Here is a 22,958-nt window from a genome sequence, read left to right as displayed (position 1 = left end):
GACGGGCGACCGATCATTCGGTCGATCTTCTTCGGGATCAGTAATCCAGGCCCACGGCCATCAGGCAAGAGCCCGGTCGGGACTTTCGCCCGCGAGAACCGCCTTGCGGGCGGGTGCGGCCCGCGCCGAGGATGGGGGCATGCCGATCTTCACCGCGCCGGACGGTACCGAGCTCGCCTACCACGTGGAGGGCGAGGGCGAGCCGCTCGTCGTCCTGCCCGGCGGGCCCATGCGGGCGTCCGTCTACCTCGGCGACCTCGGCGGTCTCACCGCACACCGCCGGCTGATCCTCCTCGACCTGCGCGGCACCGGCGACTCCGCGTTCCCGGCGGACCCGGCGACCTACCGCTGCGACCGGCAGGTCGAAGACGTCGAGGCGCTGCGCGTCCATCTCGGGCTGGAGCGGATCGACGTGCTTGCCCACTCGGCGGGCGCCAGCCTGGCCATGCTGTACGCGGCGCGGTACCCGGACCGGCTGGCGCGGTTTGCGCTCGTCACCGCCACCCCGTGGGCGCTGGGGCTGCAGCCGAGAGCCGAGGAACGGCTGGCCGCGGCCCGGCTGCGCAAGGACGAGCCGTGGTTCGAGGAGGCCTACCCGGCGTTCGAGGCATGGTTGCGAGAGGACGCCGACTTCGACCCGGTGTTCGCGCCGTTCTTCTACGGCCGCTGGGACGACGCCGCCCGCGAGCACGACGCGCGCGCCGACGAGGAGTCCAATGACGACGCCGCCGACGTGTACGGCTCCGCCGGCGCCTACGACCCGCCCGCCACCCGCGCCGCGCTCGCCCGGGTCACCGCCCCGGTCCTCGTCCTCGCGGGCGAACTCGACGGGGGTACCCCGCCCGACCTCGCACGCCACGCCGCCGAGGCCTTCCCGTACGCCGAGTTCGCGGTGCAGCCCGGCGCGGGGCACCACCCCTGGCTGGACGACCCGGAGTGGTTCGCCGGGCGTGTCGCCGCGTTCCTCGACGCCGACCCGGCCTGAGCGGCGCCCAGCGGAGTCGCCGGGGCCTCGCTCAGTCCTGGACGATGCCCACTTTCCTATATGCGTCTATGCGTCTATGCGTCTATGCGTCGTCGACCGCGGCCGGGGTGGCCGTCTGGGCGGTGGCGTTACCGGAGAGACAGGTGCGTGCGACGTCCCGCGGGGCCGGAGGGCGTCACTCGTCCGCCGCCACCGCCACCTCCCGTGCCCACCGGTAGTCCGCCTTGCCGCTCGGTGAGCGGCGGATGGAGTCCGCGATCACCAGTTGACGCGGGATCTTGTAGCCGGCGAGCCGAGCGCGACAGTGGGTCTGGATGTCCTCCAGGGAGGGGCACGGGGCGCCCGTGCGCACCTGCACCACCGCCGCCACATGGTTGCCCCACGTCGCGTCCGGCACCCCGGCCACCAGGACGTCGTACACGTCCGGATGCGACTTCAGCGCCTGCTCGACCTCCTCGGGGTACACCTTCTCGCCCCCGGTGTTGATGCACTGCGAGCCGCGCCCGAGGACGACGACCACGCCCTCCTCGTCGACGGTCGCCATGTCGCCGAGCAGCACCCAGCGCTCGCCGTCCTTCTCGAAGAAGGTCTCGGCCGTTTTCACCGGGTCGTTGTAGTAGCCGAGGGGCACATGACCGTGCTGGGCGACCCGGCCGACCTCGCCCGGCGCGACCGGCTCGTAGGTGGCCGGATCGACCACCCGGGTATGGGAGTTGACCCGGACGCGGAAGCCGCGCTCGGGTCCGGAGTCCTGTGTCGCCGTGCCGTTGAAGCCGGACTCCGAGGAGCCGAAGTTGTTCAGCAGCATCGCGTTCGGCATGAGCGCCCGGAACTGGCGACGGACCGTGTCCGACATGATCGCCCCGGACGAGGACACGCTGAACACCGACGAGCAGTCCGCGCCCTTCATCGGACCCTGGAGCGCGTCGATCAACGGCCGCAGCATCGCGTCGCCCACCAGGGAGATGCTGGTGACCTTCTCCTTCTCGATCGTCCGCAGCACCTCCTCGGGCACGAACCTGCGGTGGATCACGACGCGTTGGCCGAAGTTGAAGCCGATGAAGGCGGTGAGCGTGGAGGTGCCGTGCATCAGCGGGGGAGTGGGGAAGAAGGTGATCCCCGTGCCGCCGGCCGCGACCCGCTCGGCGATCTCCTCCGGCTTCTTCACCGGCTCCCCGGTCGGCGAGCCGCCGCCCAACCCCGAGAAGAACAGGTCCTCCTGACGCCACATCACGCCCTTGGGCATCCCGGTCGTGCCGCCGGTGTAGATGATGAACTGGTCGTCGCCCGAGCGGGCCGGGAAACCGCGCTCGGGGGAACCGCTCGCCTCGGCCTGTGCGAAGGAGGTGATGCCCTCGCCCGCCGGCCCCACCCGGATAAGGTGCCGCAGCGCCGGCGTCTGCGGCAGAGCCGCCGCCACCCGGTCGGTGAACTCCGCGTCGAAGACGAGCGCGACCAGGTCCGCGTCCCGATAGAGGTAGACCAACTCCTCTTCCACATAACGGTAGTTGACGTTGACCGGTACGATCCGGGCCTTCAGGCAGCCCAGTACCGTCTGCAGGTACTCGACGCCGTTGTACAGATGCAGGCCGAGATGCTCGCCGGGGCGGAGCCCGCTGTCGATGAGGTGGTGGCCGATGCGATTGGCGGCCGCGTCCAGCTCCGCGTACGTCAGCCGGCGTTCCGTGCCCGTGCCGGGGTGGTCGACGTACACGAGCGCCTCACGGTCGGCCGCCACGTCGACGACCGACTCGAACAGGTCGGCAAGGTTGTACTCCACCGCTCCTCCTGACCTCGCGGGGCCTGGTTCTCCCGACGGTTGCCGGTCATCAGAGCAAAGGGCGCGGCAAGTGGGAAGGGTTCCTGCGAAGAAATCTGACTGACTGTCAGAAAACCCTTGAACTGCCATCACGCCTCCTGCAACCTGTTCTCGTTCTTTCCGAGGGGAGATCTGCGATGGGCGGTACCGAACACCTCACCGTGCGGCGCGAAGGCGCCACACTCGTGCTCACGCTCAACAGACCGGAGGCCAGGAACGCGCTCTCGATCGCCATGCTCGTCGGCCTGTACGACGGCTGGCTGGAGGCCGACGAGGACGACTCCATCCGCTCGATCGTGTTCACCGGCGCGGGCGGCGCGTTCTGCGCCGGCATGGATCTCAAGGCCCTCGCCGGCCAGGGCATGGCAGGGGAGCAGTACCGCGACCGGCTCAAGGCCGACCCCGACCTGCACTGGAAGGCGATGCTGCGCCACCACCGACCCCGCAAGCCGGTGATCGCCGCCGTCGAGGGCACTTGCGTCGCGGGCGGCACCGAGATGCTCCAGGGCACCGACATCCGCGTCGCGGGCGAGTCCGCCACCTTCGGTCTCTTCGAGGTGCGGCGCGGCCTGTTCCCGATCGGCGGCTCCACGGTCCGCCTGCAACGCCAGATCCCGCGTACCCACGCCCTGGAGATGCTGCTGACCGGCCGGCCCTACACCGCCCGGGAGGCCGCTGACATCGGCCTGGTCGGGCATGTCGTTCCCGACGGCGAGGCCCTGGAGACGGCGCTGGAGATCGCCGAACGGATCAACTCCTGCGGCCCGTTGGCGGTCGAGGCCGTCAAGGCGTCGGTCTACGAGACCGCCGAGCTCACCGAGACCGAGGGCCTCGCCGCCGAACTCGCCCGGGGCTGGCCGGTGTTCGACACCGCCGACGCGAAGGAAGGCACGCGGGCCTTCGCGGAGAAGCGGGCGCCGGTCTACAGGCGTGCGTGACGCTCCGCCGGGTGAGCGGTCGGCAGGCGCCGTTCGCCCTGCTGCGGGTCCGTCGTGGCTGGTCGCGCCCACGCCGCGGAGCCGCAGATGGCACAGCCCCGCGCCCCTTTTGGGGCTCTCCAGCTGACCCCGGCTTCCCAAGGAGGCAGCCCTCGATGCCCGAAGTCCTCAAAGCCCCTCTCGTCGTCGAGTTTCCTTTCACCCGCTCTCTCGGCCCCGTCCAGAGCGCCTTCCTCACCGGCCTGCGCGAGCGCGTCGTCCTCGGTGTGCGGACCACCGACGGCCGCACCCTCGTCCCACCCGTCGAGTACGACCCCGTCACCGCCGAGGAGATCCACGACCTCGTCGAGGTGGCCCCCACCGGCACGGTCACCACCTGGGCCTGGAACCACGCCCCCCGCCGGGGCCAGCCCCTCACCACCCCCTTCGCCTGGGTACTCGTCCGTCTCGACGGCGCCGACACCGCTCTCCTGCACGCCCTCGACGCCCCCGGCCCCGACGCCGTCCACACAGGAATGCGCGTCCGGATCCGCTGGGCCGGGGAACGCACCGGCGCCATCACCGACATCGCCTGCTTCGAGCCGCACGACGGCGAACCCGGACAACCGAGCGGCAGCCACGGGGAGTTGGCGGGTGACCGGGTCACCGGAATCGTCGCCCCCGCCCGCCTCGACTACACCTACTCGCCCGGCCGTGCCCAGTCCGCCTACATCGCCGAGCTCTCCACGCAGCGCACGGTCGGCGAACGCTGCCCGTCCTGCCGCAAGGTGTACGTCCCGCCCCGCGGAGCCTGTCCCACGTGCGGCGTCCCGACCGCCGAGCAGGTCGAGGTCGGACCGCGCGGGACCGTCACCACCTTCTGCATCGTCAACATCAAGGCGAAGAACCTCGACATCGAGGTGCCCTACGTCTACGCCCACATCGCCCTGGACGGCGCCGACCTCGCCCTGCACGGACGCATCGGCGGCATCCCCTACGACCAGGTCCGCATGGGCCTGCGCGTCGAACCCGTGTGGACGGAAGGAGCCCGCTACCCCGACCACTACCGCCCGACCGGCGAACCCGACGCGGATTACGACGCCTACAAGGAGCTGCTGTGACCTCCGAGGAACCCTCAGGCGTCCGCGACATCGCCGTGGTGGCCTTCGCGCAGACCGACGTCCGGCGCACCACCGACGAGCTCTCCGAAGTGGAGATGCTCATGCCGGTCCTGCACAGCGTCCTCGACCGGACCGGCCTGAAGACCGCCGACATGGACTTCACCTGCTCCGGCTCCAGCGACTACCTCGCCGGCCGCGCCTTCTCCTTCACCCTCGCCCTCGACGGCGTCGGCGCCTGGCCGCCCATCTCCGAGTCCCACGTCGAGATGGACGGCGCCTGGGCCCTGTACGAGGCGTGGACCAAACTGCTCACCGGCGACGCGGACACCGCGCTCGTCTACTCCTACGGCAAGTCCTCGCCCGGCTCCGTGCGCGACGTGCTCACCCGCCAGCTGGACCCGTACTACGTCGCCCCGCTGTGGCCCGACTCCGTCGCCCTCGCCGCCCTCCAGGCGCAGGCCCTGATCGACGCGGGCGACACCGACGAGCCCGCCCTCGCCGCGATCGGAGCCCGCAGCCGACGGGTCGCCACCCTCAACTCCCGGGCCCAGTTGCGGGGTTCGGTGCCCCAAGGGGACTACGTCGTACGGCCGCTGCGTACCGGCGACTGCCCGCCCGTCGGCGACGGAGCCGCCGCTGTGATCCTCGCGGCGGGGGAACGGGCCCGCGCGCTGTGCTCCCGGCCCGCCTGGATCCGAGGCATCGACCACCGGATCGAGGCCCACGCGCTCGGCGTGCGCGACCTGACCGACTCGCCCTCCACCCGCCTCGCCGCCGAGAAGGCCGGCGCTTTCGAACGGCCCGTCGACACCGCCGAGTTGCACGCCCCGTTCAGCGCGCAGGAGGTCGTCCTGCGCAAGGCGCTGCGGCTCAACGACAGCGTGCGGGTGAACCTGTCCGGCGGTGCCCTCGCCGCCAACCCGATGATGGCCGCCGGTCTCATCCGCATCGGCGAGGCCGCCGCCCGCATCCACCGGGGCGAGTCCGACCGCGCCCTCGCCCACGCCACCTCCGGCCCGTGTCTCCAGCAGAACCTGGTCGCCGTACTCGAAGGGGAACCGCGATGAGCAAGGAGCCCGTGGCCGTCGTCGGGATCGGCCAGACCAAGCATGCCGCGGCCCGGCGGGACGTCTCGATCGCCGGGCTGGTCCGGGAGGCGGCCCGACGCGCCCTGGACGACGCCGAGTTGACGTGGGCCGACGTCGACGCCGTCGTCATCGGCAAGGCCCCCGACTTCTTCGAGGGCGTCATGATGCCCGAGCTGTACCTCGCCGACGCGCTCGGCGCGGTGGGCAAGCCGATGCTGCGGGTGCACACGGCGGGCTCCGTCGGCGGGTCCACCGCGCTCGTTGCCGCGAACCTCGTCGCGGCCCGTGTCCACCGCACCGTGCTGACCCTCGCCTTCGAGAAACAGTCCGAGTCCAACGCCATGTGGGGACTGTCCCTGCCCATCCCCTTCCAGCAGCCGCTGCTCGCCGGTGCGGGCGGGTTCTTCGCACCGCACGTGCGCGCGTACATGCGGCGCAGCGGCGCCCCCGACACCGTCGGCTCGCTGGTGGCGTACAAGGACCGACGCAACGCACTGAAGAACCCCTACGCCCACCTCCACGAGCACGACATCACGCTGGAGAAAGTCCAGTCCTCGCCCATGCTCTGGGACCCGATCCGCTACTCGGAGACCTGCCCCTCCTCCGACGGAGCCTGCGCGATGATCCTCACCGACCGGGCCGGCGCCGCCCGCGCCCCCCGGCCGCCCGCCTGGATGCTCGGCGGCGCGATGCGCAGCGAACCGACCCTCTTCGCCGGCAAGGACGCCGTGTCGCCGCGGGCCGGCAAGGACTGCGCCGCCGACGTCTACCGGCAGGCCGGCGTCACCGACCCGCGCCGTGACATCGACGCCGTCGAGATGTACGTGCCGTTCTCCTGGTACGAGCCCATGTGGCTGGAGAACCTCGGCTTCGCCGACGAGGGCGAGGGCTGGAAGCTGACCGAGGCCGGGGTGACGGAGCTCGACGGCGACCTGCCCGTCAACATGTCGGGGGGCGTCCTGTCCGCCAACCCCATCGGCGCCTCCGGCATGATCCGCTTCGCCGAGGCGGCGCTCCAGGTGCGCGGACAGGCCGGGGAACATCAGGTGGAGCGGGCCCGCAGGGTGCTCGGACACGCCTACGGCGGCGGCTCGCAGTTCTTCTCCATGTGGCTCGTGGGAGCGGCGGCCCCGGAGTCCTGAAAGGTCCCCCTCACGTGCTCTGTCGGCCTCCGGAACCGCTCGCTAGGCTGACCCGCGGACGACGAACCGGGAGGAGCACGGACGTGGCCGAGAGCACCATCCAGCAGCAGCCGCTCACGGGCTGGGACAAGCCGGAGCTGGACCTCAGCAACGCCGAGTGGCAGTCCAGCAGCCAGGGTCGGGGGGATGTCCAGATCGCCTTCGTCGAGGGATTCATCGCGATGCGCAACAGTGGCCGTCCCCAGAGCCCTTCCCTGATCTTCACGCCCGCCGAGTGGGGCGCGTTCGTGTCGGGGGCACGGGAGGGGGAGTTCGACCTGACCTGACACCGGCCAGCCTCGCAGCCGGACCGTCGGCCGCTCCCGAGCGCGTGCCGACGAGCCGGACCGGGGTGTTCCGCCCAGGGTTCCGGATGTTCCGGACACGCGACCTCGCACACCCTCTGGGGCCCAGCCGGGCATCGCAGGTCGCGCCGGTCGCAGGTCGAACCCGGGAGACGAGGCTCCGACCGCAGCCGACGTGCCGTGGCCCGGGCCCTCGGCGCCGCACGCCCGGCCGTCGGCGCTCGGTTGCCGGGGCCTCGGCCGCTTCGCCGGTCTGCTGCCCGGCTCCAACGGCCCGACCGCCGCGCGGGACTCCGAGCGCCGGGTCGTCTCGTGCCCCCGGCCGGGGCCGCCGGACGGACGGCGCACTCGGCCTCGCGTTCACCGAGGCCGCGCTGCGCGACGCCCGCTTCCAGGCCTGGGGCGCCCAGGTGCCGGAAGCCCCCACCCGAACGGTGAACCGCGTCCCTCCCACGCGCCACCGAAGGGCAGTGGCCACGTACCATGGCCGCATGTCGTTCCTCCGCCGCCGCAGCGCCACTCCCGCCGGGCCCGACTTCGACGTACTGGCCATGGATCCGGGCGACTGGCCCGGCAATCTGGGCGCCGGGCTGCTGCCCGCCCCCGATGGCAGCTGCCAGGGCGTCTTCCTGCGTTACGACCTCTTCGGCGGCCGCGGCCCCGCGATGATCATCGGGAATCTGCCCGAGGGCTCCCCGGCCCGCGAGGTGGAGGAGGACGAGGTCCCCTTCGAGGTGGCCCAGCTGCTGCTCGCGCTGGAGAACGACGAGGAGGTGACCGTCGTCGGTACCGAGGACATGCCGGTGATGCAGGGCGACAACCTGCTGATCGTGCGCCGTCTGAAGCTCTCCGAGGGGCGGATCGCCTGCGTGCAGTTCGACCGCAGCGACAACGTCCTGGTGACCATCGCCGCCTGGGACCGCCCCATCACCGACGACCTCTACGCCCTGCTGAAACCGCTCCCGGCGGAGCTGTTCCAGCAGGGCTGAGGCGCGGCTAGGACGTCGACGACATGACCTTCACGTCCGCGGCCCGCACGAACGCCACCCGGTGGCCGTACTGGATCTCGTAGTACTGGTCGTCCCCGACGACGACCTGGTGCGAGTCGGTGGAGAAGGTGACCGCGTAGTAATACTCGCCCGGCACCTCGTCCCCGGCCACGTACTTCTGGCCCTTCGGCAGTGTGTACGGCAGCGGTGAGACCGCCTGGGCCGGGACGTCCGCCGGGTAGGCCGACACCTCCGGGTAGGCACGGCCGTAGAGCGGCACGCTCGCGCGGCCGTCCTTGGGGGTGACCACCTGGCCCGCCCCGGGCACGGCCGTCGGCTGCTCCTTCGGGTTCCTGAACCAGGCCTTCTGTCCCAGGTACCAGATCGCCGTCCAGTCACCCCACTGGCCGGCGACCGCGTACTGCTGGCCGGTGGACACCCGCGAGGAGATGTCGTTCACGTCCGTGGTCGGGGGCGAGCCCTTGCCGACGTCCGTGATCAGGGCGGACTTCTCGTCGTGGTCGGAGTACAGCCGCACCTCGCTGGAACCGTGCGCCGCGCATGCCTGACCCTGGCCGACGCAGTCCGTGTACACCGGCTGGTTGGCGGTGTAGTCCGGCCGGATCGTCACCAGGCCGCCGCTTCTGCGGGCCGTCGCCGCGAAGGGCCGGTCCAGCAGCTCGAAGTAGTGCCGCCAGTCCCAGTACGGCCCCGGGTCGGTGTGCATCCCGGGGACGGCGGCGGTGGTCGGGCCCGGAACGTTGTCGTGGCCCAGGATGTGCTGCCGGTCCAGCGGGATGCCGTACTTCGCGGCCAGGTACTTCACCAGCCGCGCCGACGACCGGTACATCGCCTCCGTGTACCAGGAGTCCGGGAGGGCGAGGAATCCCTCGTGCTCCAGGCCGATCGACTTGGCGTTGACGTACCAGTTGCCCGAGTGCCAGGCCACGTCCTTCGCCTTCACGTGCTGGGCGACATGGCCGTCGGTGGAGCGCAGCGAGTAGGTCCAGGACACGTACGTGGGGTCCTGGACCAGGTTCAGCACCCCTTCCCAGCCGCCCTCGGTGTCGTGGACGACGATGTACCTGATGCCCGGCGAGGCAGGACGGTCGCCGACGTCGTGGTTGCCGTAGTCGTTGTCGCCGAACTGCTCGTAGGGCGCCGGGATCCACTCGCAGGACACCGACGCCGGGCACTCGGTGCCCGCCGCGGAGGCCGTGCGCAGGCCGGTTTCCCGCAGCTGGGCCGTCCGCGGAGCCAGGTCCGGCTGCGCGGCCAGGGCGACCGGCCGGCCGGCGTCCGTCGTACGCTCCTCACCGGTGCGCAGCACGTCGTAGACGTCGTTGGCGTAGGTGGCGGCCGTCGCGGTGTCGTCCGCGCCCGAGAAGCGCGCCACCGCGCCGTACCAGTTGGCCGGGTCGGCGCTCAGGGGCTCGCCCAGGCCGCGCTGGGCGGCGGCGAGGAGCGCGGCGCCGCCCGCGATGTTGGCCGCGGGGTCCGTGCGCAGTTCCCCGGCGCTCAGTCCGGTCAGCCGCGCCGCCCTCGGCAGGGTCGTCAGACGGGCCGGGAGCTCGTCGCTCGACGGGAGCCGCGCGGCCGGGTGCAGGGCCGGGCGGGCGGAGTCGCCGCGGGCGTCCTCCGTACCCTCGCTGTGGTGCGGGTCCGTCGCGAGCGCCGTACGGGCGTCGGTGAGGTGCATCGGTCCGTAGCCGCCGGTCACGCTCGGCGCTCCGCCGTGCGTGTCCCAGCGGGACTGGAGGTAGGAGACGCCCAGCAGCACGCTCTGCGGCACGTGGTACTCGGCGGCAGCGGCGGCGAATGCCTGCTGGAGGCTGTTCTCCGAGGACTGGGCGGTGGCGGGTGCCGCGCCGAGCAGCGGGAGCAGCAGAGCCGCCGACGCCATGGCGCCTGCGGCTCTACGGGTAGGTCTGGGGGGTCCGGGGGGAGTGACGGGTTTTCGCAATGCGGCCTCCTGGGACGAGCGGGGGGAGTGCGAGGCGTACGGGGCCGAACGGCGCCCCGTGGTACCGGCTTGTCGACAACCCGTCAATCATGCCCACAAACAGGCGATTTCTCTCGTCAAGACACCGCTCGCACATACGGAGGTCCGCGGTGCACCGCCGCTGCGGCACACCGCGGACCTCCGTCCCCTCAGCGAGTACCGACGGCCGCGCGTACGGCCCGGCGGGCCAGCTGGCAGTCGTCGTGCAGCCGCCTCAGCAGCAGGCGCTGTTCCTCGCCGGACGGCGCGGCGCCCGGGTGGGCCGGCCCCGGGGCCGTCGGGGTCATGTCGTGCATCGAACGCTGCACGGCCGTCTCGTAGGTACGGATCTCGCGGGTGAGGACCAGCATCAGGTTCACCAGGAAGGCGTCCCGCGAGGCCGGGCCCGCCGACTGGGCGATCTGGCTGATCTGACGGCGCGCCACCGGCGCGTCGCCCAGCGCCGACCACAGCGTCGCCAGGTCGTAGCCCGGCAGGTACCAGCCCGCGTGCTCCCAGTCCACCAGCACTGGACCGGCCGGTGAGAGAAGGATGTTCGACAGGAGGGCATCGCCGTGACAGAACTGACCCATGCCCTGCCGGCCGGCGGTGGCGGCGATGCCGTGCAGCAGCTTCTGCAGGTCACCGAGGTCCCGGTCGGTGAGCAGACCCAGCTCGTGGTAGCGGGAGATACGGGCCGCGTAGTCGAGCGGCGCGTCGAACGTCCCCGCCGGTGGCCGCCAGGCGTTCAACCGGCAGATCGCGCCGAGTGCCGCCCGGATGTCCGCCCGTGGCGGGACCTCGGTGGGGTGCCGCTGCAGCGCCGCCACGCGGCCCGGCATTCGCTCGATCACCAGTGTGCAGTTGTCCGGGTCCGCCGCGATCAGTCTCGGCACCCGCACCGGGGGGCGCTGCCGGACGAACGTGCGGTACGCGGCTATTTCGTGCCGGATCCGCTCCGCCCACACGGGGGAGTGGTCCAGTAAGCACTTGGCGACTGCCGTACTGCGTCCTGTCGTACCGACCAGGAGCACCGAGCGTCCGCTGCGGCGCAGCACCTGGACCGGGGCGAACTCCGGGCAGATCCGGTGCACCGACGCGATCGCCGTGCGCAGCTGGGCGCCCTGGGGGCCGGACAAGTCGAGTCTCCCGCTGAGCGGTTGCGTGCCGAGCCCCGCGGGACGCCGGGCCAGACCTGCGCCGAGCGCGGGGGCCGCCGACCGCGCGGGGTCGAGGTAGGGGCCGCCGCCCGGACGGGGGTGCAGCGACCGGGGCGGGGCGGACACGGAGGACGATGCTGCGTACATGGGCGAAACAGATCCCTTCGTGTGCCGGACGTCAAAACGCTGCCCCGAGCCGGTCCTCCTGGGTGCACCCTGGGGAATGTCCCTCGGCGACCGGGTCGGGGTGGCGCGTTCCTACCTGACACCCATGGCCTACTGGCACACCATCTGGCGAACCCTGGCGAACCCTGGCGAATAGTCGCCCGGCAACTTTCACCGGGCTACTGTCAACTCAGCCGAGAACCTGGGGGCTTGACGTGAGCGGACAACCCAACACCCGTCTCTCGGATCTGTTCGGCCTGGCCGGCTGGTCCAAGGGTGAACTCGCGAGGCTGGTCAACCGGCAGGCGGCGGCCATGGGCCACCCCCAGCTGTCGACCGACACCTCCCGGGTGCGGCGGTGGATCGACATGGGAGAGATCCCGCGCGATCCGGTGCCGCGGGTGCTGGCGGCTCTGTTCACCGAGCGTCTCGGCCGTGTCGTGACCATCGAGGACCTCGGTCTGGTCCGGCACGGGCGTACAGGGAAACGGCCCGGCGGCGGGAGTGTGGAACATCCCGACGGTGTGCCGTGGGCGCCCGAACGGACTGCTGCGGTCCTCACCGAATTCACGGGAATGGACCTCATGCTCAACCGACGCGGCTTGGTGAGCGCAGGTGTCGCGCTCACGGCGGGATCCGCACTCAGCAGCGCCATGTACGAGTGGCTGCACACCGACCCGACCCTCTCCGCCGACGCTCCCGTCATCGACCACCCCCTCCTCCACCATGCCGACCCCGCTGGGTTCGACCGCTACGAGGCCGCCCCCATCGGAACGGAGGAGGTCGACGAACTGGAGCGCTCGGTCGAGGTGTTCCGAGCCTGGGACGCGGCCCGCGGAGGCGGGCTGCAACGCAAGGCCGTGGTGGGGCAGCTCAACGAGGTGGGCGGCATGCTCGCCTACCATCACCCCGCCCATCTCCAGCGGCGCCTGTGGGGCGTCGCCGCCAACCTCGCCGTCCTCGCAGGCTGGATGTCGCACGACGTCGGTCTGGAGCCCACGGCCCAGAAGTACTTCGTCATCGCCGCCCATGCGGCACGTGAGGGCGGCGACCGGCCACGGGCCGGCGAGGCGCTCTCCCGGGCGGCCCGCCAGATGGTCCACCTCGGCCGGCCCGACGAGGCCCTCGACCTGATGAAGCTCGCCCAGTCCGGTGCCGGTGACAACGTACTGCCGCGCACCCGGGCGATGTTCCACACCATCGAGGCCTGGGCGCAGGCGGCGATGGGCAAGGGACAGGCCATGCGCCGCACCCTCGGCCGGGCGGAGGACCTGTTCGTCTCCGACAAGGGCGACGTCACACCGCCGCCCTGGATGCAGACCTTCAAGGACGAGGACCTGTACGGCATGCAGGCCCTGGCCTACCGCACGCTGGCCGAGTTCGAGCCCCAGGCCGCCGTGCACGCCCAGTACTACGCGGAGAAGGCCCTGGCGCTGCGCGTCGACGGGCGGGAGCGGTCGAAGATCTTCGACCATCTGTCCATGGCGTCCGCCTGCTTCATCGCGGACGACCCCGAACAGGCGGACCGGTTCGCGCGGTTGGCCCTGGTCTCGATGGGGTCGAACTCCTCCCGGCGCACCTGGGACCGGCTGAGCCAGATGTACCGGCTCACCGCGGAGTACGCCAACTACCCGAGGATCACCGAGCTGCGCGAGGAAATCAGGCTGGCGCTGCCGAAGCAGAAGGGGGGCAGGGGAGGCAACAGCGCCCAGGCGTGAGCGAGTTGGTGTCTGGCAGGTCCTTTACCGGATGTCGCGGGCCGTCTTCACCGGGTGACGCGGGCGACCAGTACGCAGGCGTCGTCCTCGCGTGCCGACTCGCCGTACTCCGTCACGACCGTCCGCACGCAGTCCTGTGCGGTGCGGGCCTCGTCCAGCCGGGGGGCGAGGTCGAGGAGACGGTCGGCGGGGGCCAGCCCGTCGGTGTGCAGCAGGAGCAGATCGCCCTGTTCGAGCGTCTCCTCGGCCTGCCCGTAGGCGGCGCGTGAGGTGGCACCCAGGAGCACGCCCTCCGGTGCGTTCAGCCGACGCCCCGTCCCGTCGCGGAACAGCAGCGGGGCGGGGTGTCCGGCCTGCGCCCACATCAGGGTGCGGGTGTCCGGCCGGTAGCGGCAGCAGACGGCGCTTCCCAGGGCCGGCTGGACGGTGGCGTCCAGTAACTGGTTGAGCCAGGACATCAGTTGGGCAGGCTGGGTGCCCGCCATCGCCATGCCGCGCAGGGCGCCCAGCATCATCGCCGTGTTCGAGGCGACGGCCGGGCCGTGTCCGGTGAGATCACCGACGCTGAGCAGCGTCTGGCCGTCGGAGAGTTCGAGTGCGTCGTACCAGTCGCCGCCGATCAGCGAGGTCGTCGCGGCGGGCAGGTAGTGGGCGGCGATGTCGAGGGAGCGCGGACCCTGGTGCGCCAGGCGCAGGGAGTCACGCCACGGCGGCAGCACGGCCTCCTGCAGTTCGACCGCGAGCCGGTGTTCGGTCTGCGCCCGGTGCCGCTGGCGCTGGAGCGAATCACGGCTCTCGCGCACCGCCCGCTGGCTGCGACGCACTTCGCTGACGTCCCTCAGTACGGCCCACATCGAAGCGGTGCCGCCCTCGCCGTCGAGCACGGGCTCGCCCATCATGTGCACGGTCCGGACCTCGCCGCCCGGGGGGACGACGCGGAACTCCCCGTCGACGGGCCTGGCGTCGACCAGGCAGTCCGTGACCATCGCGGTGAGTTTCGGCCGGTCCTCCTCGAGGACGAGCGAGGGCAGTTCGTCGAGGGTGAGCGGGGGAGCGGCGGGGTCGCGGCCGAGGATCCGGTAGAGCTCCTCGGACCAGACGGCCTCGTCCGTCAGCAGGTTCCACTCGGCGCTGCCGACCCGGCTGAGCAGCGACTCGCGCCGGGAAGCCGCCCGTGCGGCGGAGACGGGCTCGGCGGCAGGTACCGGCGGTGGGCCGTCCCGCAACTGGGCCAAGTGCGCGTCCAGATCGTTGAGTTGGTGCAGTGCGAGATCGTAGAGCGCGCGCTGCCAGCGTCCCTGCGGGTCCGCCGTGTCGTCCTGTGCGTCCTGCCGTACGGCGTCCATGTCGCCCTTGAGCCGTCGTGTCTGCGTGATCAGCGCGTCGACCGAGCCCCGCCCTGGCGGCTGGGCGGCCGAGCGGTCCGCAGAGACATGGGACGGCATGACGCACTCCGATGCGGGAACGGTACGACGAAGGCTGGCGCAAGGGCCGTTACGACTGTTGCACAGCCCGCGACGACGTGTAAGGGATTTGGCAACACACGATTCGGTGGTGCTTCTGGCATATGCCAGTGTCTTCACGGAGGGGTCGTGGGGCGCGGTGGGCGCGTGCAGCGAAGGGGTCAAGTCGTAGGTGACGTACGTGACTTGGGGGACCCGCGAGGGGGTCGAGGTGACCGCCGGTCGCGTGTTCGACGGCCCTGTGTTCCACTGTTTGACCACTGTGACGCAGGTCACAGGAATTTGCCCCCGGTTTTGCGTAATGCGAAGGGCCCCTATGAGGTCGTACATGCATGGACATCACTCTTGAACAACCCGTCCGCGCCCGCTTGATCACCGCGGAGGACCAGGAGCTGCCCGTGCCCGCCACGCTCCGCTACGACTCCACCGACCCCTTCGCCGTGCACGTCGACTTCCCGCCGGAGGTCTCCCTCGCGGGCGAGGAGGTCACCTGGACCTTCGGCCGCGCGCTGCTGGAGCAGGGCGTGAACGGTCCGGCCGGCAGCGGTGACGTGCACATCTGGCCCTGCGGGCAGGCCCGCACGGTGATGGAGTTCCACTCCCCGCTCGGACTGGCCCTGCTCCAGTTCGACACCGGCGCCCTGCGTCGTTTCCTGCTGCGCAGTTACGCCGTGGTCGCGTCGGGGCGCGAGGACGTCGGCGCCGCCGTCGACCAGGGTCTGCAGGCCCTGCTCGGCAACGTCTGAGGCCCGCCCGGTGTCAGCGAGCGCCCCCGGTGTACAGGCCGGGACGCGTGGCGAGTTCGACGGGCACGCGCGCGCCGCTCTCCAGGGCCCGGACCCCGGCCTCGGCGACGACGGAGGCCGCGTAGCCGTCCCAGGCGGTCGGCCCGGCGACCCGGCCCCGCCGGGTGGCGTCGACCCATGCCTGCACCTCGCGGTCGTAGGCGTCCGCGAACCGCACGAGGTAGTCCTGGGGCACGTCCGCGCCGGCGGTGCCCCGCGCGGTGACGAGCATCCCGTGGTCGTCGCCGATGCGTGCGCTGCCCGCCTCGCACACGGCCTCGCAGCGCACCTGGTACCCGAAGCCGCAGTTGACGAAGACCTCCACGTCGACCAGCGCGCCACCGGCGGTCTCGAAGACCACGAACTGCGGGTCGAGCAGGCCCGGCGGGGCGCCGGACGAAGGACGCGGGCGCAGGACGGTGACCGAGGTCAGCTCCTGGCCGAGCAGCCAGCGGGCCGCGTCGATCTCGTGCGACACCGAACTGTCGATCAGCATCGCGCTGGTGAAGTCCGTCGGCGAGGAGACGTTGCGGTGGACGCAGTGCAGCATCAGCGGCCGTCCGAGCCGCCCCTCGTCCAGCAGTGCCTTGAGCCTGCGGTACTCGGCGTCATAGCGCCGCATGAACCCGATCTGCGCCAGGCGCCGCCCCAACCGGGCCTCGGCCTCCAGCACGCGCAGCGCCCCTGCCGAATCCGGCACCATCGGCTTCTCGCACAGCACCGGGAGCCCGCGGGCGAAAGCCGCGAGCAGCCCTTCCTGGTGCGCGGGACCGGGTGAGGCGATCAGGACGGCCTCCACCCCGGGAGCGTCGAGCGCGGCTTCCGCCTCCGTGTGGACCGTCGCTGCCTCGATCCCGGCCACGGACTCCTTCGCCCGCGCGGCGTCGGGATCGGCCACGGCGGCGACCCTGGCTCCGCTCACCACGCGATCGAGGCGGCGTATGTGGTCGGCGCCCATGTGTCCGGCACCCAGTACGGCCACGCCCAGCAGGTCACCCACGAGCGCTCTCCCTCCCGTTCGACGACCACGCCGTAGCGTACGCCGGGAAGGGGAGCGGCTCAGTAGCGCAGTACGCCCGCGATCCCCGCCACGTCGCCCAGTGCGCCGTCCGGTACGAAGCGCACGTCGGCACCCGTCTCCAGACACTGCTCGACGATCTCGTCCACGATGTCCTCGCGGGCGTCCAGGTCGCCGCTCACGGCCGGGACCAGATGCGCGCCGTCGTCACGGACCGTCACACGGTAGTTCTCCTCGACGGCCAGCAGACGGACCCGGCCCTCCCGCGCGTTCTGCCAGAGCTCGTCGACACCGGCCGCGAACATGCGGTGGCCGCGGGCCGAGTCGAGCACCCGGGCCAGCACGGCGGTGTCCCGGCGGGCCTCCGCGTCGTGCAGCGGACGCACCGCCTGCCACACGGCGTCGGGCGTGCCGTGGGAGAGCCCGCCGTGCGGGACGTGCACCGCGTCCCGGGTGACGCCGCCCAACTCGTCGAGGCACGACAGCGCCGCCTGCTCGCCGGTGACGTACAACGGCCGCGGATGCTCGTGCAGCAGTCTGCCCACGGCGGTGTCGGCTTCGCGCAGGAAGTGGCGGGTGTCCTCGTCACGGAAGGTGCTGGGCAGGTCGCCGATCCGTTCCTGGCGCTCGGCGTCGAAATTCTCCCGGTTCCTGGTCAGCGGGAAGCCGCCGGCGTGCTCCTCGGTGACCCGCTCGGCGCCGCCGTTCCACAGGGTGACGCGGTCGGCGGAGACCGACAGTACCCAGAACGGCCGTTCGGAGGCCTGCGCGGAGACGAGGTTGCGGGTCAGGAAGGTGTCGGAGAGCACGACACGTTCGGGCACGGCACGGGGCAGGGACCACACCTGGTGCTCGCCCGGGGCGGCGTAGATCACCAGGCCGTCCTCGGTGTGCGCCAGGTCGACCTCGGCGAGGGCCCGGTCGAGCTGGTCGGCGACGTCGGCGCGCCGCTCCCGGGTGACCGCCGGGTCGGTCTCCAGCTGTTTCTTCGCCTCGGCCACGACATTGCGCAACCGGACCCGGTCCTGGGCGTTCTCGGGTTCACGGCGATGGGTCGGCGTCAGCACGGACACCGCGGGATAGGGGCGCGGGCGGCGCAGTTCGGAGAGGGTCGCGGGGCTGAGTGCGTTCTCCATAACAGCACGATAGGTCCGATTCGTCCGTAGGGCATTTCTCGGATTCCTCGGCGAACGACGGTGACGGCGGCCCGGGCGGCCCGTTACCGTACGCGTCAGTAACCGGGATCGCACCGCAGGAGGCCCCATGCCGCAGCTCGAAGTCGACGGCGCAGCACTGACGTACGACGACGAGGGCCCGCGCGACGGCGACGTCGTGCCCCTGGTGTTCGTGCACGGCTGGACGGCGAACCGGCACCGCTGGGACCACCAGGTGGCGCACTTCGCCGAGAAGCGCCGGGTGATCCGGTTCGACCTGCGCGGGCACGGCGAGAGCAGCGGGGCCGGCGTGAAGACGGTCGGGGAACTGGCGAGGGACCTCCTCGCCCTCCTCGACCACCTGAGGATCGAGCGGTTCGTGCTCGTCGGTCACTCGATGGGCGGGATGATCTCGCAGACCGTCGCGCTCTCCCACCCCGAGCGCGTGGAGCGCATGGTGCTGGTGAACTCCATCGGCCGCATGACGTACAGCCGGGGCCGGGGCCTGCTGATGGGGGCCTCGACCCTCGTCCCCTTCAAGCTGTTCGTCGCCGCCAACATCCAGCGCGCCTTCGCCCCCGGCTACCCCCGCGAAGAGATCCGCGCGTACATCAAGGCCTCCGCGGACACCCCGCGCGAGGTCGTCATGACGCTGTACGGCGCCATGCGGGCCTTCGACGTCCTGGACCGGGTCGGGGAGATCCAGGCCCCCACGCTGATGATCCACGGCTACCACGACATCCAGCTCCCGGTGCGGCAGATGCTGCGGATGGCCAAGGCCTATCCGGACGCCACCGTCCGCATCCTCGACGCCGGCCATGAACTGCCCGTCGAGAAGCCGGCCGAGCTGACCGCTGCGATCGACGCCTTCGTGAGCGTCAAGTCCGCATAGCCGCCGGCGCTAACGGAAGCTGTCCGGATCCGCCGCCTTCCAGTCCGTCGCCCACGAATCCGGGGGCCCGGCGAGCAGTTCTCCCGGCGCCAGCCACTCGTACAGCTCCGCGTACGAGCGCACCGTGCCCGGCCCCGTCCGCCGGACCAGGTGGGCGGGTGTGAGCTCGCCCGGCCCGCGGACGCCCATGGCCGCCATGACCGAGACGGCGTCGCGCACCGTCTCCCGCTGGTAGCGCCACACCTGCCCGGCCTTGTCGGCCACGTTCACGGCATGGGCCCGCAGCGGGTCCTGTGTGGCGACGCCCGCCGGGCAGGCGCCGGTGTGGCAGCGCCGGGCCCGGACGCAGCCCACGGCGAGCATCATCGCGCGGGCCGCGTTCGTGTAGTCGGCGCCCTGCACGAGGCGCTTGACGACGTCCGAGCCCGTGGCCACCCGGCCGCTCGCGCCGATCCGGACCCGGTCCCGCAGCCCGACACCGACCAGCGCGTTGTGCACGGTGATCAACCCCTCGGTGAGCGGCATGCCGAGGCGTCCGGCGACCCCGGTCGGCGCGGCGCCCGTGCCGCCCTCCGACCCGTCCACCACCACGAAGTCGGGGGCCACCCCCTCCGCGACCATCGCCCCGCACACCGCGAGGAACTCCCGCCGCGATCCCACGCACAGCTTGAACCCGGTCGGCTTGCCGCCCGCCAACTCCCGCAGCCTGGCCAGGAACAGCACCAGTTCCCGGGGTGTCGAGAACACCCGGTGGCAGGGCGGCGACACCACCGTCTCGCCCACCGGCACCTTCCGCTCCCGAGCGATCTCGGCGCTCACCTTCACCCCCGGCAGCACCGCGCCGCTGCCCGGCGCCGCCCCCTGGGACAGCTTCAGCGAAACGCACTTCACCTCGGGCAGCGCCGCCTTGTCCGCGAACTCCCGTGCGTCGAACCCCCCGTCGGCGCCGCGGCAGCCGAAGTACCCGGTCCCGATCTCCCAGACGAGGTCGCCGCCGCCCCGCAGGTGGTACTCCGACAGTCCGCCCTCACCGGTGTCCTGCGCGAAACGGCCCAGCGCCGCACCTCGGTTGAGGGCGAGGACCGCATGCGACGACAGGGCGCCGAAGCTCATCGCGGACACGTTGAGCAGCGCCATGTCGTACGGCTGGGCGCAGTCGGGCCCGCCCACCCGCACCACCGGCGCCTCCTCGGCCGCCTCGACCGGGTGCAGCGACGGCACCAGGAACTCGTCCCCGTCCCGCTCGCCGCCGAACGGCTCGTCGGTGCCGGTGCCGGTGCCGCCCGCTCGCGCCTGCTCCGTCCTGTACCGCAGGTGCCCGACCAACGGGTGGTTGCGGAGCACGGGGCGGCGGCGTTGCAGCAGGTCCCGGCCGCCCAGGCAGGTCAGCGCCAGCGCCGGCCCGGCCGCGAGCCACCACCCGGCGGACAGGGCGGATGCGGCGACCGTCGTCCCGGCAGCGGTGAGGGCGACGAGCAGCAGCGGCAGGAACCGGCGCACTCAGTCGTCGTCCTCGTCGGGCCCGCAGGAGCTGCCGCTGGGCGGGAGGGAGCCGTACATCAGGAAGTCGTCGACCTTGCGGTGCACGCACTTGGACGACCCGTAACCGGTGTGGCCCTCGCCCTTGTTGTCGAGCACCACGGCCGAGGACCCGAGCCGCTGCGCCGTCTCCACGGTCCAGCGGTACGGTGTCGCCGGGTCGCCGCGCGTGCCGACCAGGAGCATCTTCGGCGTGTGCAGGTCCTTCACCTCCTCGCGGATGAAGTCGGTGCCCTTGGGGCGGCCGTAGCACATCAGGACCTCGGTGAGGCGGTACTGCCCGAACACCGGTGACGCCTTGTCGTACGCGGTCCGCAGCCGTTCGAGACCCGTGGTGAACTGCGCGGCGGTCGGACGGTCCGGATCGTCCGCGCAGTTGATCGCCATCAGCGCAGCGGGCAGGTTGTCGAGGGGGACGTTCTCCTCGTCGACGAGCGCCCCGGGAGAGGGCTCGACGCGGCCCGGAGCCCGAAGGGGGACGGGCAGCGGAAGCGGGAAGGCGAAGCCGCCGGTCACGAAACCCAGGACCCCACTGGCGTCCCCGCTCTCGATGAGCTGGGCCAGCGCCCGCTCCAGCAGCGGCCACAGCTCCCTGCTGTACAGCCCCTGCCCGAGAGCGCCGACGAGGTCCTGGCCGGAGAAGTCGTCGCCGAAGTCCGTCGGCACCGGATCCTCGTCGAGCGAGCGTACGAGCCGTACGACCTCCTCGCGGCCAAGGCGCGGATCCTGCCCGAACGGGCAGGCGATGTCCTTCGCGCACCAGCCGATGAAGTCGTCCAGGGCCACCTGCTGCCCCCGGGCACCCGCGACCCCCTGCTCCGTGAGCGGTTCGGTCAGCGTGTCGACGCCGTCGAGGACCAGCCGGCCCACCCGGTCGGGGAACCGGGCGGCGTAGACCGCGCCGAGCCGGGTGCCGTAGGAGAAGCCGAGATAGTTGAGCTTCTTGTCGCCGAGCGCCCGGCGCAGCACGTCCAGGTCCCGCGCCGCGTCGACCGTGCCGATGTGCGGCAGGACCGGGCCGGAGTGCTTCGTGCAGTCGGCGGCGGCCTGCTTCAGCCGGGCGAGGAGTGCCCGTGGATCGGCGAGAGCCGAGTCGTCGTCCAGGGCGCCCAGCCCGTTCTCCTCGCCGTCCCCGCAGCTGACGGGGGAGGAGCGGCCGACACCCCGGGGGTCGAAGGTGACCACGTCGTAGCTGTCGGTCAGATCCATGAACTCCTTGCCGCTGTAGGCGAGTTCAGGGACACCGGCGCCGCCGGGACCGCCGAAGTTGAGCACCACCGAGCCGCGCTTGTCGCCCGTGGCCCGGTAGCGGGCGAGCGCGAGGTCGAGCGTGCCGGCCTTGGGGCGGGCGTAGTCGAGGGGGACGGTCAGCTTGGCGCACTGCAGGTCGTCGGGCATGCCGTCGCCCGTGCACGCCGACCAGGTGACCTTCTGGCCGTAGAACCGGGACAGGTCGGGACGGTCGTCGCCGTCGCCGTTCCGGTTCGCGGTGGCCGTCGGCAGGCCCGCGCCCAGCAGGGTCAGTGCGGCGGTCGCGGCGAGCGCGCAGCGTCGCAGCCCGGGCCGCCTCGACAGCTTGGCCAGCATCAGTGCCTCCAGGGACGCCCGCAGCGGTCCGGGAACGGCGCCCTCGATCACGATATGCGGCCTGCGGACGACCCGCCTCCGGGCGGCAGGAGCACCGCCCGGGAGCCCCCTCGGTACCCGTACGGCGGGCCCCTGTGGAGGGTTTGACACCAGTTCGACGACGGTGCACCCGATGGGGTGAGAGGGTGTTTCGGCATGACCCGGACGGCTCGTCGACGTTCAACCGGGGGCGGGCGAGTGCCCGCGATGCATTCGAACCGGTGTGATGGCCGTCGCCGTAGTGTCCGGCGCGATGGCTGTGACGCCGCCCGCACATGCCGACTCCGCGGCGAACGGCTCCGCGGCCGACCCGCCCGGGCTGATCTCGGGCAGCGGTGTACAGCTGTCGGTGAACCTCACGGTGAACCTGTGCGGGAACACGGTGAACGTGGTGGGCGCACTGAACCCCGCCGCGGGCAACACCTGCGCCAACGAGGGCGAGGCCGCCGCGACCGGGGCGCAGGGCCTGTCCTCGGGCGGCGGCGCCACCGCGAACGGTGTCACGAAGGACTCTCCGGGCGTCGTCTCCGGCAACGGAGTCCAGTTGCCGGTCCACCTCCCGGTGAACGCCGGCGGGAACAGCGTGAACGTCGTCGGCATCGCGAACCCGGCGTTCGGCAACGAGTCCGTCAACGTCTTTGGCGAGGGGCACGCGCAGCCCGCCGAGCCCGCGCCGCAGCCGCCGGTCCGGCACAACCCGCCCTCCGATCCCCAGCAACCGGTCCCGAAGACCGTCCCCGTCCCGCGGGCCCCGCCCTCGCGCCCCAGGCCGCGGCGCGAGGGCGGGGGCGCGAGGGCCCCAGGCCGCGGCGCCCGAGGCCGTGTCCTCGCCGGCCCGCCCCGGAGCCGACGCCACCCTGCCCGGCCTCGCCGGCGGTACGGCCATGGAGCTCGGCGGAGCCTGCCCTGTACCGGAGGTTCCGCCCGCGCGCGGAGCGCTGAGCGGTTCCTGCGGGAGGAGGGTCCGCATGCCCCCGTCGGACGGGGGCATGCGGCCGTGCTGGGCCGCCGCGTCGTCTCCGCGGCGGAAATTCCGTTGTGAGGGGCGCGCC

Annotated in this window: 19 protein-coding genes; 11 read left to right on the top strand and 8 right to left on the bottom strand. The window is 72.0% G+C overall.

The features are described 5' to 3' along the window. Nucleotides 1-139 precede the first annotated feature (139 nt). Nucleotides 140-985 (top strand): alpha/beta fold hydrolase, encoded by an 846-nt coding sequence (locus OG289_RS02715; protein ID WP_327312393.1) that lies wholly within the window; start codon nucleotides 140-142, stop codon nucleotides 983-985. A gap of 175 nt (nucleotides 986-1,160) precedes the next feature. Here OG289_RS02715 and OG289_RS02710 read toward each other — a convergent pair whose 3' ends face one another. After that, nucleotides 1,161-2,765, bottom strand: a complete 1,605-nt coding sequence (locus tag OG289_RS02710) for an acyl-CoA synthetase (protein WP_327312392.1) — start codon at nucleotides 2,763-2,765, stop codon at nucleotides 1,161-1,163. 176 nt (nucleotides 2,766-2,941) lie between these two features. Between OG289_RS02710 and OG289_RS02705 the strand changes: the two genes are divergently transcribed. The 6 genes from OG289_RS02705 to OG289_RS02680 all read left to right on the top strand — a co-directional run bounded on the left by OG289_RS02705 (nucleotide 2,942) and on the right by OG289_RS02680 (nucleotide 8,405). Continuing rightward, nucleotides 2,942-3,742 carry a crotonase/enoyl-CoA hydratase family protein gene (locus OG289_RS02705; protein ID WP_327312391.1) on the top strand — a complete coding sequence of 267 codons (801 nt, stop codon included), beginning with the start codon at nucleotides 2,942-2,944 and terminating at the stop codon, nucleotides 3,740-3,742. 155 nt (nucleotides 3,743-3,897) lie between these two features. Continuing rightward, nucleotides 3,898-4,842, top strand: a complete 945-nt coding sequence (locus OG289_RS02700; RefSeq protein WP_327312390.1) for a Zn-ribbon domain-containing OB-fold protein — start codon at nucleotides 3,898-3,900, stop codon at nucleotides 4,840-4,842. Beyond that, entirely contained in the window at nucleotides 4,839-5,909 is a 1,071-nt protein-coding gene (locus tag OG289_RS02695; protein WP_327312389.1) for a thiolase domain-containing protein, read from the top strand. Before OG289_RS02700 ends, OG289_RS02695 begins: the two co-directional genes overlap by 4 nt. Further along, entirely contained in the window at nucleotides 5,906-7,072 is a 1,167-nt protein-coding gene (locus OG289_RS02690) for a thiolase domain-containing protein (RefSeq protein WP_327312388.1), read from the top strand. Before OG289_RS02695 ends, OG289_RS02690 begins: the two co-directional genes overlap by 4 nt. A gap of 83 nt (nucleotides 7,073-7,155) precedes the next feature. Further along, a complete protein-coding gene (locus tag OG289_RS02685; RefSeq protein ID WP_079657699.1) occupies nucleotides 7,156-7,398 on the top strand; it encodes a DUF397 domain-containing protein in 243 nt (80 codons plus the stop codon). Between the two features lie 509 nt (nucleotides 7,399-7,907). Then, the gene (locus OG289_RS02680; RefSeq protein ID WP_327312386.1) at nucleotides 7,908-8,405 is read left to right on the top strand and encodes a hypothetical protein; all 498 of its coding nucleotides are present in this window, start codon (nucleotides 7,908-7,910) and stop codon (nucleotides 8,403-8,405) included. Between the two features lie 7 nt (nucleotides 8,406-8,412). Here OG289_RS02680 and OG289_RS02675 read toward each other — a convergent pair whose 3' ends face one another. Beyond that, nucleotides 8,413-10,308: an N-acetylmuramoyl-L-alanine amidase gene (locus OG289_RS02675; RefSeq protein WP_327312385.1), complete on the bottom strand. Its 1,896-nt coding sequence runs from the start codon at nucleotides 10,306-10,308 to the stop codon at nucleotides 8,413-8,415. A gap of 248 nt (nucleotides 10,309-10,556) precedes the next feature. After that, a complete protein-coding gene (locus OG289_RS02670; protein ID WP_327312384.1) occupies nucleotides 10,557-11,693 on the bottom strand; it encodes an aminoglycoside phosphotransferase family protein in 1,137 nt (378 codons plus the stop codon). A 233-nt stretch (nucleotides 11,694-11,926) separates the two neighbouring features. Here OG289_RS02670 and OG289_RS02665 point away from each other — a divergent pair, with 233 nt between their 5' ends. Then, on the top strand, nucleotides 11,927-13,429 hold the full coding sequence (locus OG289_RS02665) for a DNA-binding protein NsdB (protein WP_327312383.1): 1,503 nt from the start codon (nucleotides 11,927-11,929) through the stop codon (nucleotides 13,427-13,429). Nucleotides 13,430-13,476: 47 nt separating this feature from the next. Here OG289_RS02665 and OG289_RS02660 read toward each other — a convergent pair whose 3' ends face one another. Continuing rightward, a complete protein-coding gene (locus OG289_RS02660; RefSeq protein ID WP_327312382.1) occupies nucleotides 13,477-14,874 on the bottom strand; it encodes a PP2C family protein-serine/threonine phosphatase in 1,398 nt (465 codons plus the stop codon). 350 nt (nucleotides 14,875-15,224) lie between these two features. On the opposite strand from OG289_RS02660, the gene OG289_RS02655 reads away from it, so the two are divergent. Further along, a complete protein-coding gene (locus tag OG289_RS02655; RefSeq protein ID WP_327312381.1) occupies nucleotides 15,225-15,638 on the top strand; it encodes an SsgA family sporulation/cell division regulator in 414 nt (137 codons plus the stop codon). 13 nt (nucleotides 15,639-15,651) lie between these two features. On the opposite strand, the gene OG289_RS02650 is transcribed toward OG289_RS02655, so the two are convergent. After that, complete coding sequence (locus OG289_RS02650) at nucleotides 15,652-16,677, bottom strand: Gfo/Idh/MocA family protein (RefSeq protein ID WP_327312380.1); 1,026 nt, start codon at nucleotides 16,675-16,677, stop codon at nucleotides 15,652-15,654. A gap of 59 nt (nucleotides 16,678-16,736) precedes the next feature. After that, the gene (locus OG289_RS02645; protein ID WP_327312379.1) at nucleotides 16,737-17,831 is read right to left on the bottom strand and encodes a baeRF3 domain-containing protein; all 1,095 of its coding nucleotides are present in this window, start codon (nucleotides 17,829-17,831) and stop codon (nucleotides 16,737-16,739) included. 127 nt (nucleotides 17,832-17,958) lie between these two features. Here OG289_RS02645 and OG289_RS02640 point away from each other — a divergent pair, with 127 nt between their 5' ends. Next, complete coding sequence (locus OG289_RS02640) at nucleotides 17,959-18,741, top strand: alpha/beta fold hydrolase (RefSeq protein ID WP_327312378.1); 783 nt, start codon at nucleotides 17,959-17,961, stop codon at nucleotides 18,739-18,741. 9 nt (nucleotides 18,742-18,750) lie between these two features. Here OG289_RS02640 and OG289_RS02635 read toward each other — a convergent pair whose 3' ends face one another. Then, nucleotides 18,751-20,241, bottom strand: coding sequence for an FMN-binding glutamate synthase family protein (locus tag OG289_RS02635; RefSeq protein ID WP_327312377.1), 1,491 nt, complete (start codon nucleotides 20,239-20,241; stop codon nucleotides 18,751-18,753). After that, nucleotides 20,242-21,867, bottom strand: a complete 1,626-nt coding sequence (locus OG289_RS02630; protein WP_327320561.1) for an alpha/beta hydrolase — start codon at nucleotides 21,865-21,867, stop codon at nucleotides 20,242-20,244. Between the two features lie 265 nt (nucleotides 21,868-22,132). On the opposite strand from OG289_RS02630, the gene OG289_RS02625 reads away from it, so the two are divergent. Next, nucleotides 22,133-22,948: a chaplin gene (locus OG289_RS02625; protein WP_327312376.1), complete on the top strand. Its 816-nt coding sequence runs from the start codon at nucleotides 22,133-22,135 to the stop codon at nucleotides 22,946-22,948. The last annotated feature ends 10 nt before the right edge of the window (nucleotides 22,949-22,958 follow it).

This window comes from Streptomyces sp. NBC_01235, assembly GCF_035989285.1.
Taxonomy (GTDB): Bacteria; Actinomycetota; Actinomycetes; order Streptomycetales; family Streptomycetaceae; genus Streptomyces.
The sequence above is the reverse complement of the archived record's forward strand: the minus strand, read 5'-3'. Positions and strand labels throughout refer to the sequence as shown.